Source organism: Marinobacterium aestuarii (genome assembly GCF_001651805.1).
GTDB lineage: Bacteria > Pseudomonadota > Gammaproteobacteria > Pseudomonadales > Balneatricaceae > Marinobacterium_A > Marinobacterium_A aestuarii.
Genome location: NZ_CP015839.1, coordinates 4433124 through 4446099 on the forward strand (window position 1 = coordinate 4433124; position 12976 = coordinate 4446099).

Annotated in this window: 10 protein-coding genes; 2 read left to right on the forward strand and 8 right to left on the reverse strand. The window is 58.0% G+C overall.

From position 1 onward, the window contains the following. Positions 1–33 precede the first annotated feature (33 nt). From A8C75_RS19420 to A8C75_RS19450, 7 genes are all read right to left on the reverse strand, one after another. On the reverse strand, positions 34–864 hold the full coding sequence (locus tag A8C75_RS19420; RefSeq protein WP_067386020.1) for an SDR family NAD(P)-dependent oxidoreductase: 831 nt from the start codon (positions 862–864) through the stop codon (positions 34–36). 39 nt (positions 865–903) lie between these two features. Further along, positions 904–1722: an enoyl-CoA hydratase/isomerase family protein gene (locus tag A8C75_RS19425; protein ID WP_067386021.1), complete on the reverse strand. Its 819-nt coding sequence runs from the start codon at positions 1720–1722 to the stop codon at positions 904–906. Then, complete coding sequence (locus A8C75_RS19430) at positions 1719–2690, reverse strand: VOC family protein (protein ID WP_067386023.1); 972 nt, start codon at positions 2688–2690, stop codon at positions 1719–1721. Before A8C75_RS19430 ends, A8C75_RS19425 begins: the two co-directional genes overlap by 4 nt. Positions 2691–2785: 95 nt before the next feature. Beyond that, positions 2786–5269, reverse strand: a complete 2484-nt coding sequence (locus A8C75_RS19435; protein ID WP_067386026.1) for an efflux RND transporter permease subunit — start codon at positions 5267–5269, stop codon at positions 2786–2788. Between the two features lie 34 nt (positions 5270–5303). Further along, complete coding sequence (locus tag A8C75_RS19440) at positions 5304–6344, reverse strand: WD40/YVTN/BNR-like repeat-containing protein (RefSeq protein WP_120785216.1); 1041 nt, start codon at positions 6342–6344, stop codon at positions 5304–5306. 245 nt (positions 6345–6589) lie between these two features. Continuing rightward, positions 6590–7954: a DUF1329 domain-containing protein gene (locus A8C75_RS19445; protein ID WP_067386028.1), complete on the reverse strand. Its 1365-nt coding sequence runs from the start codon at positions 7952–7954 to the stop codon at positions 6590–6592. A 25-nt stretch (positions 7955–7979) separates the two neighbouring features. Beyond that, positions 7980–9641 (reverse strand): DUF1302 domain-containing protein, encoded by a 1662-nt coding sequence (locus A8C75_RS19450; protein ID WP_067386031.1) that lies wholly within the window; start codon positions 9639–9641, stop codon positions 7980–7982. Positions 9642–10098: 457 nt separating this feature from the next. On the opposite strand from A8C75_RS19450, the gene A8C75_RS19455 reads away from it, so the two are divergent. Together A8C75_RS19455 and A8C75_RS19460 are read left to right on the forward strand one after the other, a co-directional pair. Then, a complete protein-coding gene (locus A8C75_RS19455) occupies positions 10099–10941 on the forward strand; it encodes an SDR family oxidoreductase (RefSeq protein ID WP_067386032.1) in 843 nt (280 codons plus the stop codon). Between the two features lie 90 nt (positions 10942–11031). Then, on the forward strand, positions 11032–11583 hold the full coding sequence (locus A8C75_RS19460; protein ID WP_067386034.1) for a glutathione peroxidase: 552 nt from the start codon (positions 11032–11034) through the stop codon (positions 11581–11583). 344 nt (positions 11584–11927) lie between these two features. Here the strand turns inward: A8C75_RS19460 and A8C75_RS19465 are convergent, their stop codons facing one another. Then, positions 11928–12854 (reverse strand): quinone oxidoreductase family protein, encoded by a 927-nt coding sequence (locus tag A8C75_RS19465; protein ID WP_067386035.1) that lies wholly within the window; start codon positions 12852–12854, stop codon positions 11928–11930. Between the last annotated feature and the right edge of the window lie 122 nt (positions 12855–12976).

The window sequence follows — 12976 nt, forward strand, 5'->3', positions numbered from 1 at the left end:
CCCGGAGCACTCCAGCAGCCGGCACAAAACCAATTACATGCCACCCCTACCCGACTGCTCGAAGAATTCGCGCATCGCGACCAACGAGGGGGTGTGACTGCTAAAGCCACCGTCGGCCACCAGGGTGGACCCGGTAACGAAGGACGCGTCATCCGATGCGAGGAAAGCCACTACATTGGCAATATCCCGGGGCGTCCCGAGTTCAGGAGTCATGTGGTTGTCGCGCAGGATATCCAGCAATTGCGCGGGCATGGACTCATGGGCGTTCTCGGCTGGCGCCAGGCCAATCTGCACGGCATTGGCACGGATGCCCTGCTTGCCGTACTGCGCGGCGACCAGCCGCGGCAACATGATCAACGCCGCCTTAGAGGTGGCATAGCCGGTCAGGGAAAGATCGCCCTGCACACCCAGTCCTGAGGTCGCGAAGATCACCGAACCTTTACCCTGCTTGAGCATGACGGGAATACTGTATTTGCAGCACAACACGGCCCCACGCAGGTTCACGGCAATCGCCCGATCCCAGGCGGCCATGTCCAGGTTGCAGATATCCCGGTCGCTCTGACGTTGGCCTACATCCAGCACTGCCGCATTGTTGTGCAGGATGTCGATGCGGCCGAAACGCTCAACCACCGCCGCCACCATGGCCTCGACCGACTCTTCGGAGGACACGTCGGTGCACAGGCCCATTGCCTGGCCACCCTGCGCCTCAATCGACTCGGCGACCTGCTGCGCCGCCTCGCCATTAATATCGACGACTGCAATATGGGCGCCATGGGACGACAGCACGCGGGCGCACTCTGCGCCCAGACCGCCGCCGGAACCCGTAATGATGGCAACGCGGCCATCCAGTTTTCCTGTTGTCATGCTAATTCTCTTTTCTTGTTGTTCATCTGGGGAAAGCCTTCATTCACCGGTGAAGCGCGGCGCACGTTTCTCACTGAAGGCTCTAGCCGCCTCTTTCGCATCCAGGGTGGTCGTCAGCAAGGCGAACAGATCAAGCTCGAGGTCCAGACCACTCTTGAGGTCCAATTCCAGCGATGCGCGGGCGGCCCGCTTGACATACAACGAGGCCATCGGCGGCTTGCTGGCAATGCGTTGGGCGAACTCGCTCACCTCGTTCAGGAAGCTTGCAGCATCGGCGGCCAAGCGACTGATCAAACCGATCTGCCGCGCCTCTTCTGCCCCCATCCGGTCACCGGAAAGCAACATATCCACAGCGCGTCCAGGGGCTACAACCCGCGCGAGACGCTGGGTACCACCACCACCCGGTATCAGACCCAGGCCGGTTTCAGGCAGGGCAAAAATGGCGTTCGGCGACGCAAAGCGAATATCACAGGCCAGCGCGAGTTCAAGCCCACCGCCCATGCAGTAGCCATGGATCGCGGCAATGATTGGCTTGGCGACCTGATCCAGCGACTCAATCCAGCGCGCCCGCTGCATACGCTGGCGCACCTGCAGGGGGGGCTCATCACCACGCTGCTCCTTGATATCTGCACCAGCACAGAAGCCACGTTCACCTTCGCCACGGATGACGATGACTCGAACCTGCGAATCCTTGTCCAGCAGCGCCAGGGCCTCTGGCACGCCCTGGCGAATCTGGTCGTTGATGGCGTTAATCTGCCCAGGCCGAGTCAGCACAATCCAGCCAACGGCCGCATCGCGCTCAATGCGTACCGTCTCGTTAATCACCCGGGGAAACTGTTGGCTGATATCGGCACTCATACAGGACACTCCTCGAACTCGAAGACTTGGCCGTCCAGCTCTTTGGGATCAATCTTGATCAGAGACTTGCCACCGACCGCCTCGGACGACTCGATCCACTGGAAGGCCGTGCCACGGGCGCGCAGGTCTTCCGCCTTGGCGGCCAGATCGTTGACGCCGATGCGGATGTAGTAAGGACCCGGCCCCCAGTTGTTCAGGTAATGACCGGCATCGGTGTTCCAGGTGGTTGCTTCGATGATGTCCAGGGTCGCGCTGTTGGCGACGGTGAACCCCATACGCGCGCGGCGATACCCCTCGCTGCCGATGTTTTCCACGGCACCGCTGGGCTCCCAATCGAGGTTGGTCGACACCTTGCGCAGGGTTTCATCCAGGTCACGTACCAGATAGCCGCGTGCCGTCACCCTTACCATATCGCCCGGTTTAGAATCGCGCGGCTGGGCCGGTGGCAGGGCATAGGTTTCCGCCGGCATCTGCAGCGGTTCGGTCGGCATGATCTCGATGCACAAACCGCCGTCTACAGAGGGCTGGTAGTAAGGTTGTTCCGGGGTGGCGCCAAGCCAAAGACGATCAAACGGCATTTCCGGCGTACGCTGAGCCATGCGAAACGGCAAGCGGCGACGCATCAGCTTGTCTACCAGGGCGTCGAACTTGTCGCCATGCAGGGCCAGGACAATCGAATGGGTGATCATTGGCCGATGATGGCCCTGGAAATCCTTCAGGCTTTCGAGAAAATCATGGAACAGCGGATCGCCGGGGTTTGGCCTGTCAAGATGCCACTGCGGTTCAACCCGCGTGGGAGCTACTGCCAACGACTTGTGCACACGCAGGAAATGCGCAATGTACGGATGGTTATCAAACGCCTGGCGCCAGCGCTCATGCTTGTAGATGCCGAGTTTATCCACCAGCTTTTCCGTCATCCCATCGGGATCCGGAACCATCATGTCAGCACTCATCAATAGTTCGAACATAACACTCATCTCCAATAACTGGCCATGACACACGCATGACCGCTGAGTCAGCTGATCCCAGCCGCACGGGCAGGTCGATCAATGCACGGTAATCACTAAACTTCTGCTTTGGCCCTCTGCGCCAAAGCGGGGGCAACCTGATCACGGCTTGCGAATTCGGGCGGTGCCACATTCCTGTCAGGATTAAGCAGAAAGTGCGACAGGGCCGGGATAAGTACCAGGGCACCGAGCATGTTCCACAGAAACATGAAGGTCAGCAGAATGCCCATGTCGGCCTGGAACTTGATTGGCGACCAGGCCCAGGTAATAACGCCGGCGGCCATGGTCAGACCAATCAGGGCGACGACCCGTCCAGTGAAATCGAGCGATCGGCGATAGGCCACCGCCAGCGAACCACCACGCTCCTGCACCGCAAGCTGCACACTGAGCAGATAGAGCGCGTAGTCCACACCGACTCCGACACCCACTGCGATTACCGGCAAGGTGGCGACCTTGAGACCTATCCCCAGCCAGACCATCAGCGCCTTGCAGATGATGGTGGTCATGATCAGCGGAATAAGCGCCACCACGGTGGCTCGCCAGCTACGAAAGGTCAGCATGCACAGCAGTGCCGTGGCGCCATAGACCGCCAGATACATGGTAAAGATGCCCTTCTCCACCTCGATGTTGGTAGCCGCTTCGATTCCGGCATTGCCTGCGGCGAGGAGAAACTGGACTGGCTGCTCGGCGTCAGCCGCGGTGTTGTTCTTGTCAGCAAAGGTCTCGGCGACCTGAAGTACGCGATTCAGGGTATCTGCCTTATGGTCCGTCAGATAGGCAATCAGCGGTGTGACCGAACATTGCTGGTTGGTGATGCCGGGCGAAGAAATCATTGCCGCATCCACCGACGAATTGGTGATCGCCTGGTCGCGACTGATGGTCAGCCACTTCGGACTGCCCTCGGCCATGCCCGAGGTGACGAAGCGCACGGTTTCGGCCAGCGAACTGGTCGTCTGCACCCCCTCGGTCTGCTGCAGCTGCCAGGCGAGGCGATCCATGGACTGGAGCGTCTGATAGAGCCGGCAGCTGTCCTGATTGGTTTTAACGATAACCGCAAACTGATCACTGGACAGACCGTAATGTTCAGTGATGTAAGCAACGTCGCGGTTGTAGCGTGAATCGGCGCGCAGCTCAGGTGCACCGGGATCAAGATCGCCGACCTTGAGATCCAGCATCACCAGGCTACAGACCGCAGTCACAACCACAGAGACAGCAATCACCCCAGTGGCCCAGGGCCGCTCGGTGAGTCGATCGAGCCCGTGCCAGACATGTCCCAGCGCACTGCGGTTCTGTTCGCCGGCACGATCCTTTTCGATCGCAAAGAGCGCAGCCTTTTTACTCACGCCGATGTACGAGAGTGCCACCGGGATCAGCAACAACTTGGTAAAGATCAGCACAGCAACGCCGATGCTGGTCGTCAGGGCCAGGTCACGAATCACCGGGATATCAATGATCACCAGGACTGCGAAGCCGACAATATTGGTCAGCAACGCCGTCAGCCCCGTGAGGAACAAGCGACGGAAGGTATAGCGGGCCGCCACATACTTGTGCGTCCCGCGACCGATGTCCTGCAGGATGCCGTTCATCTTCTGCGTGCCGTGGGACAGACCGATGGCGAAGATCAGGAACGGCACCAAAATCGAGTACGGATCTAGTTCGTAGCCGAGCAACTGCATCAGCCCCAACAACCAGACCACCCCCGCAACCGCAATACCGACCAATAAAAGGGTGCTACGCAGGCAACGGGTATAGAAATAGACAAAGAGCGCGGCAATCACCACAGAGATGCCGAAGAACAGCATCACCGCATAGAGCCCGTCGATCAGGTCGCCCACCAGCTTGCTGAAGCCGACGATGCGAATATTGATCTTGTCGCTCTGCAGTGAGCGGATCTGCTCTTCCAGAAGCGTAGAAAACTCTCCGTAGTTAAGCGCCTGACCGGTCTCAGGATGGATGTCGAGCAAGGGTGCCACTATCATGCTCGACGTAGCGTCGTTGGCTACCATACTGCCGACGATACCCGCACGACCGATGTTGCGGCGCAGGGCACTGATCGAGGCCTCGCTGCCATCGTAGTCGGCCGGCATCACCGCGCCGCCATCGATACCCTGCTCTGTGACTTCCTTCCAGCGTACAATCGGCATCCACAATGATTTCATCCAGGAGCGATCGATACCGGGAATCAGATAGAGAGTGTCATTGACCTCCTGCAGCGCCTGCAAGTATTCAGGATCATAAATATCACCCTGCTTGCTCTCCACCACTACCCGAATACTGTTGCCCAATCCCGGCAGCTGATCTTTATAGGCCAGATAGTTTTTGATGTAAGGACTGGCGCTGGGAATCATCCGCTCGAAACTGGCGTTGACCTCAAGTTTGGTAGCAAAAAAGCCGAGCACAAGCGTAGCGAGCAGGCAGCTCATCACCACCAGCATGCGGTTGCTGAAAATAATTCGCTCCAGGAGCCCACCTGACGACTTGTCAAAGTCCGCAAGGTCCTGAATCACCGGCATTCCGCTGTTGTATTTTTGCTCTACCATGTCTGCTCACTCATTAAAGATTCGTGGCGGCGAGTCATTTTGCCTCGGCGATCTCGACGATGTTGGCGCCGGAAAAACGGGTTACAACCAGCGCGTTGGCCCTGGAGGTTGCACTGGCGGAATACACCTCTCCAGCTATCGCCACTTGCAGGGAAGTCACCTCCAGGCTGCCGAGGTCCATGCCGACCATCGCGCCACTCTGGCTGACCAGAATCAGCTGACCGCCCTGCTCGACCGCACTGACCAGGCTGGTTTTGAGGCCGGTGTCGACCTGCAGCCAGTCCTGCCCCTGATCGCGACTAACGAACAGATTTCCACGCAGGCCATACACCGCCAGCAAGTCCCTGAATGCACGTACACCAAAAAAGGTGCCGCTGTAGGGCGTAGTCAACATCACAAAGTGACCGGAAGACGGATCCTGGCGCATCAGCACGCCCTGTTCGCCACTGATAAAGAATTCGCCCTGATGCTCGGCAAGCGCATACAGGTGCATGCGCCTATCATTGTCGGTCAGCTCGACCCAGGGTTCCCAGCTCGCACCGTTATCGCTGCTGCGCAGAATCATTCCGAAAGCACCAATAACAAAACCGGTGCCGCTCGCATCGAACAACACATCCAGCAGCGGTGCAGCCAGCACATCCGGATTGGCCGCCGTACTCATCCCCAGGCTAATCTCGCCGAGCATGTCCTGCGCCACCAGATCGCCATTATCGGCACGCTGGCCATAAACCTTGCGCAGCAGACTCAACAGGCTGCGACCGTCCAGCTGTACCGTCCAACTGAGACCACCGTCATTGCTGTGCAGCACGACCGAGTCATGCCCTACGATCCAGCCATGCAGGGCGTCACGAAAGCGTACCTGCACCAGATCGCTGGAAACCGGGCTCGGCACCTGCTCCCAGCTCACACCGGCATCGGTGGAGCGTTGAATAAGCCCGCGCGGGCCAACGCTAATCAGATCTTCACCGGCACGTGCCACACCGATGACCGGTGCCGGCAGTTGCAGATCGAATTTGGGCGCCGGCTCGCGCAGCGGATCGAACACTGCTGTCGCTGCAGCCTGGGCAGGAGTCATTGCCAGCACGCAGGAAATCAACGCAGTGCCTAGCAACCAGGAGCCATACCGCAAGCGACATGGCAGCAAGGAATCCCGCAGTAAGCGGAACAATTGAGTATCGCGGCCAATCATTATTTTTATCCTCAACCGCCCAGAGGTTGGGGCCCGCTCAGCGCGTTACCGTGCGAGAGCCCACACCACTGTTTGGAGAACGTTAGCGTCGGTAAGCGACACCTGTCTTTGCCAGGTGTCGCCTCAACGCATTAGCGCTGGGTTATCCGGGAGACTATTGCTTCAGGCTTCATCTCACGCTCGGAACGTGGCTCTGCTTCAAACTTGTAGCCGCCTTTCAAGCCGTCGTTGATCAGGGCGTACATGCCCTTGTTGAAGTCATAGATAACGTTCTTGACGTTGTAAGGGATGTCCTTGTCGTAGAGCTGCACACCGCTGAGGAACATGGCGCGGTACAGATCGTCATTCTTGTCCCAGGCGTCATACAAGCCTACACCAAAGGTGTCTTCATCGAGGTAGTAGGTACGCTTGCTGTAAACGTGGCGCATACCCGGCTTAAGAGTTGCCTCAACCACCCATACACGGTGCAGTTCCCAACGCTCACACTCTGGATTGGCGTGATTCGCGCTAAACTGCTCTTCCTGTTTGCAATCGAAATAGAACTTGTAGGCGTTATAGGGGATATACATCTCCTTGCGGCCCACCAGCTTGTAGTCGAAGCGTTCCTGGCTGCCGGAGAACATCTGCAGCTCGTCGAACAGGGTTACACCACCCTGACTGGCCACCGGGGTATCAAAGGCAAACTCCGGCGCCAATTTGATGCGTCGCTGACCCGGCGTATAGCTCCAGGCACGTCGCGGCTTGGCCAGCGGATCCAGGTAATCGGCCAGTACTATTACTTCACCAGCCCGTCGCGCCGGATACATGTTCAGGGAATAGACCCGTGAATACATCAGCGGATCGCGATCCTCCTGATCGACCTGGTAATAGGGCATTTCCTCGAAAGTTGCCTGCTCAGCGCTCTTGGTAACCTGGCCGTTAGTGTCGATGACCCAGCTATTGGAGGAGGCCGTCGTCGCAAAGCCACCACCGATTTTGTATCGCAGCTGCTGGTTCCAGATCAGCTCATTACCGGTGGTGGGTATCGGGAATGGAAGGCCGCCACGACAGGCTGGATCAACCGCCAGGCCGTCCTTCTGGATATTGCATCCAGTGGCATTACGCACCGTTGCATCCACCACGGTCTGAGGGTAGGCCGCTGTGCGGTGGCTGGGATAGATGTCCAGGTAGTATTCAGGATACTTCCTGAGCAGGGTTTTCTGCCCCTCGCTCAGCTTGTCTGCGTACTGATCGACGTTTTGCGAATTGATCCTGAACAGCGCTTTCTCATCTTTGTAGGGATCGATCCAAAAACCGCTGTCTGGCTTGAACCCGGCGGGAGCCTCACGCAGCCCCCCCTCATAGGCAGGGATAGTACCTTCGGCATTGCCGGCCTGGATGGCACCCCAGGGAGTGAGAGACTTGCCGAGTTTAGCCGCCTCTTCCGGGCTGACGGCCGCCAGCGCGCACGCCGACAAACCACTCAGGATGATGCTAAATGCGAGTTGGAATTTCATGTCTGTTCCCCCGGTCTTGTAATTATTAAAAGGAGCTTTTGTAGGTGAAGGCCAGCCAGCCGCGGTCAGTTCCGCCGACGTTGCCGTTACCGTTGACCATGGGATCACCGTTAACGTTGGTGGAGTTCTTTTCCTGTGCGGAGCTATCGGCATAGCGCAGGCTGAACTCATGCTGCGAGCGGTACGTCATCTTGGCGCCAACCGACCAGGAGAGCGCGCCTTCGCTGCCACCACCCGCACTGGCGGCGTTGCCGCTCAGGCCGTAGCTGACCGTCAGCGGGACATCCAGAGACCAGGAGGGGAAAATTTCAACGTACTGCGGGGTGTAGTTCAGCGCGATGCCGTAGTAATCCTTGGTCGAGCAGCCATCGGACTTGTCGCCAGCCCCGCCTGTTCGGACATCCTTGCAACCCGCGAAGCCCTCACCCTTGTACAATTCCGAATGGGAGGTAACCTTGTTCAGGTGGCTATAGGCGAACTCGGCCACCAGCGTCGAGTTGTCGGCCAGCCAGTAACGTGGAACGCCGTAAATAACGTTGGCCACGAAGTGTATGGTGTCACCACGCGGACCTTCATCGTCCACCAGACTAACGCCTGTGGCGTTGAGTGCTCCGCCCTTGCGGTAGGACAGGTCGGCACCCACCGATGCTGCACCAACGGCGGTTGAGATACTCACGCCATACTGTTTGACGTCACGCGGGTAGACCAGGCGGTATTCACCAGTACCCATATCGACCTGCGGCGCCAGCCATGCCTGGTAGTCATCGAATTCACGGTAGTAGCCGCCGACCGTGGCTTCGATGGCCTCGATATCCAGCTTGCCCATCACCCCCCAGTTCTGACCATCGCGGCCGCGTTTGGACTCGGCATGGCTGAGGTTGAAACCAGGTGCTGCCGGCAAGCGGTCAGGGCCCTCGAAGAACGGATCTGCGGCGCCAAAATAGGTGCCTCCGTAGGGGAAACGGGTGTTGTCCCACTCGTACATGTATTGCGCGGCAATCGACAGGTTATCAGTGACCTGAGCCTTGCCCGAGATCTGACCAATCGGCAAAAACACTTCCTTGGTCTCGATACCCGGGCTGGTTACGGCTTTCACCGCATCCAGAGGCGCCTGCGAGTAGGACATCGCATGCGCACCGATCAGCAATCCCTCACCCCAGAACAGCGCATGGCGGCCGACTTTCAGGTTTACAGGCGTCGCACCTATATTGAAATTGGTCCAGACAAAGGCATCGAGGATCTCACCCGACGGGCCCTTGACGTAGCGCTCAACCTCGCCGCTATAGCGATCATTGTTATAGCTGGTGTCCATCCCCGCAACGCTGCTACTGACCGAAGTGTCGTCGTAGGCGTTGTCGTACCAGCCGGCAGCGCTGACGCGCCCGCCAAAATGGTGCTTGTAAGCCACGTCAAATTCGGAGAACACATCCAGACGATTTGTCACGATATCGCCCTGATCGAACTTGCCGTCGGACTCGTCGAAATTCGGGTTGTTGAGGATATTCTGATCCTGATCCTCAATGCGCCAGCCCAGGTTGTAGCGCGCGGTATTGTCCCAGCGCATGCGGATATCGGGGTTGCCGACATCGATCTGCATCGCCGTGGCGCTGCCTGCACAGCTCATGATCATAAGCGCCAGGACACTGCGAGGCATCGAGACGCGATCAAGATTACTCATCATCTTCATATCTGCTCCTTTTGCTCTTTTTGTTCTTTGTTCTTGTTTTAACAACTTAAGACTAGCTATTTGTGCCTTCTCCACCTTCTGAACCCCACAGAGCGGCAGAAATAACTGAACAAATACAACATAACCGTTCCACTTATCCTAAGACATACAATAGCGGACAAAAACACATAATTCCACATAAAGATTTCAATTCTTTATATAGAATATTATGCCCCGCTAATCTCAAACAGACCTGATTTTTGGAGTGGAATTGGCGGATCCTGCTGCCCGGCGCGTGTGCCTCACACCCAGGCGCCCAGACCACAAATAAAAACATATATTTAAATTATGTTCATAATCAACTTTCTTCTGTATCCCGAATTGGCTTTAATAAGATTAGCAGCCAAGCGGTTGTGCACCACAAAAAGGCTAGCCGTGCGCCTCTCAAAGGCCCCACGTCCATTCAACAGGAGGATTCATGAATATTGATCTCAGCGGCAAACGCGTGATCGTGACCGGTGCTTCTCGCGGCATAGGCCTGGCAATCGCCCAAGCCTTTGCTACTGAAGGCGCATGTGTTGCTATCTGCGCGCGAACAGAAGGCGCCGTGGCCAAGGCAGGCCAGGCGCTGCAAGCCACTGCCCAGGCCGTTATCGCCCGTGCGGTCGATGTTACTGACAGCCCAGCCGTCCAGGCATTCGTCAAGGAAGTGGCAGACAGCTGGGGCGGCGTGGACGTTCTGGTCAATAATGCCGGCCAGGGCAAAGGCGGTAATCTGGATACCCTCAGCCCGGAAGACATCCTCGAGCATGCGAACATCCTGCAGATGGGACATTTCCGCTTTGCTCAGGCGGTAGTGCCTTACATGCGCAAACAGCAATGGGGGCGGATCATCGAGATCAACGCCCTGGCCGGTACCATTCCGACCCCGGAAGGCATACCGTCGGTGATTAATCGCGCCGCCTGCGTGGCCCTGTCACGCTCTCTGGGCATGTCCCTGGCCAAGGACAACATACTGGTTAACAGTCTGAACATGGGCTGGATCGACACCGGACAGTGGGACCGCCACTACAGGGAGATGGGGCCAGGCGTAAGCCGCGAAGAGTTCGACGCCATGGTCATGAAAGTGGTACCCATTGGACGCTACGGCAAGCCCGAAGACGTAGCAGGCATGGCCCTGTTCCTGGCCAGCGAATATGCCAGTTTCATCAGCGCCGCCTCAATTGATATTGCCGGTGGCATGGGCGGGCAGATCGCCTACTTCCCAACGCTGAAACGCGACTTCGCCGCAGCGATGCGCGAACGCAACAGCAATACCTAGACATTCAACCTGTGCTCCCGCTAATGCAGAAAAACGCCAGGAGTGCCGGATTGTGCAAAGCCAGCCGTCCCATAAATCAGGATTAACGCCATGACTAAGTCGCTATACGACATACCGCTTAAAACCATCGAAGGCTCTCCCCTTACGCTTGAGAAGTTCAAGGGCAAGGTACTGCTGATTGTCAACGTCGCCTCGAAGTGCGGCCTTACGCCGCAATATGCCGGCCTTGAAACCCTGTACGATGAAATGCGCGTCCAGGGCTTCGAAGTGCTGGGTTTCCCGGCAAACGACTTCCAGGGTCAGGAACCCGGTAGCGACGAAGAAATTCAGGCGTTCTGCGACCTCAACTACAAGGTGCAATTTCCACTGTTCGCCAAGATTGCGGTAACCGGTGTCGAGCAACATCCGCTCTACAGCGCGCTGACTGCAGCCTGTCCGACGGCGACCGGTGAGGGGCCCATGCGTGAACGCCTGAAAGGCTATGGCATCGAAGCGGAAAAACCACCGGCCGTGCAGTGGAACTTCGAGAAATTTCTGATCAGCCGCGGTGGCAGGGTCGTCGGGCGCTTCGCGCCGGATATCACAGCACAGGACCCAGGTCTGCGCCAGGCGATAGAGGCACAGCTAGGCACCAGCGCTTAGCATGCTCGGCCGCCGTCCCTTTGGTTACAACGGCCTGTGGCACTCTGATTAGAGTGCCCGGGCCGACTGTAGCGCGACGCCTAGGGATATGCCGGTCATGATCAGGCAGGGGCTGAGCACCTGAACGACCTCAGCTGGCTACACCAAGCCGCGCCAGGCACAACCTGCTTTTGTCGCCAGAATGCGCCCGGCGGTGACCAGTGTTTGCTGGCCAAGCGGGTGACTCAGTAGTCAGCTTGCAGCAAGCTGCAGCTGCATCACAGCCTTTCACCAATGCAGCAACAACTAAACATACCCAGCCGTTACCGCCCGTCAGGGTATCCGCTTAAAAAGGGAAACCAGGATCAGCCGCGTATGCGTGCGGTGATCTTGGCATGGGGGCCGGCCTGCTGTGCAGCCCAGGCCTCGGCGGCCTGATCCAGACTGTAGTCGACGTAATCGACCTGGATCTGCTGTTCCCTGGCGATCCGCAACAGGCGCAGCCAGATTTGCTCGCGGTCCGCTGGCGGACGCTGGCCGGTGCCGATGCACGACAGAGAACGAAACAGCAGATCGGCAATATCCAGGTTGAGCTGACGCCCGGCCCCGGTACCAATGGTCATAATCCGTGCGCCCCAGTTGGTCGCTTTAAGCGAGGTCAGCATGGGCTGGCCGCAAACCAGATCGAGCACCACATCAAAGCCGCCGCCGGATGCATCCTTGAGTGCCGCCACGTCATCGGCTCCGCCCAGTGTCACCACCTCATCGGCGATGCCTCGGGATTTCAGCCGCAGCAGAGCGTCCTCGGAGCGCGCCGCCCCCACCACCTTACCGGCGCCCATGCCACGCGCCAACTGCAGGGCAATTTGTCCGAGGGTTCCGGTGGCACCGAGGACCAGTACCTTCTCACCCTTCTGAATCTCGGCCTGTTCCAGCGGCACTATGGCCCCAGTGGCGGCGATGCCCATGCTGATGGCGGTCCTGTCATCGACGTCATCCGGCAGATCCCAAACCTCCGCAGACGGCACTACAGTGCGCTCGGCCCAGGCGCCAAAGGGCAACAGTGAGCGTTCGCCAAAATATACACGACGGCCATCAGGCGCACGACCAACACCTTCGCCACGGATCACGCAAGGGTACTCCACGCCCAGGCGATAGGCACCCAGCACATCCCATCCCCCCAGGCCGGCGGTATCAACCTCGATCAACACCGAGCCTTCCTGCGGCTCAGGTTCACGGAATTCACCCACTACGGGCGGAGCGTTACGTTCGGTAATAACTGCAGCACGCATATTGCCTCCATTACAAATTCTTGTTGTTGGCGCTTATTGCTCGGATACAATATGAACACTTTTAAGTATTTTGTATATATTTTTAATCCAATTGCAGTGTCTACACCCGGTTGAACAGCGGA

Excerpts from the sequence above, each read along its gene's own strand:
- A8C75_RS19420 (WP_067386020.1), bottom strand. The coding sequence starts at position 864 with ATGACAACAGGAAAACTGGATGGCCGCGTTGCCATCATTACGGGTTCC.
- A8C75_RS19425 (WP_067386021.1), bottom strand. The coding sequence starts at position 1,722 with ATGAGTGCCGATATCAGCCAACAGTTTCCCCGGGTGATTAACGAGACG.
- A8C75_RS19430 (WP_067386023.1), bottom strand. The coding sequence starts at position 2,690 with ATGTTCGAACTATTGATGAGTGCTGACATGATGGTTCCGGATCCCGAT.
- A8C75_RS19435 (WP_067386026.1), bottom strand. The coding sequence starts at position 5,269 with ATGGTAGAGCAAAAATACAACAGCGGAATGCCGGTGATTCAGGACCTT.
- A8C75_RS19440 (WP_120785216.1), bottom strand. The coding sequence starts at position 6,344 with ATGACTCCTGCCCAGGCTGCAGCGACAGCAGTGTTCGATCCGCTGCGC.
- A8C75_RS19445 (WP_067386028.1), bottom strand. The coding sequence starts at position 7,954 with ATGAAATTCCAACTCGCATTTAGCATCATCCTGAGTGGTTTGTCGGCG.
- A8C75_RS19450 (WP_067386031.1), bottom strand. The coding sequence starts at position 9,641 with ATGAAGATGATGAGTAATCTTGATCGCGTCTCGATGCCTCGCAGTGTC.
- A8C75_RS19455 (WP_067386032.1), top strand. The coding sequence starts at position 10,099 with ATGAATATTGATCTCAGCGGCAAACGCGTGATCGTGACCGGTGCTTCT.
- A8C75_RS19460 (WP_067386034.1), top strand. The coding sequence starts at position 11,032 with ATGACTAAGTCGCTATACGACATACCGCTTAAAACCATCGAAGGCTCT.
- A8C75_RS19465 (WP_067386035.1), bottom strand. The coding sequence starts at position 12,854 with ATGCGTGCTGCAGTTATTACCGAACGTAACGCTCCGCCCGTAGTGGGT.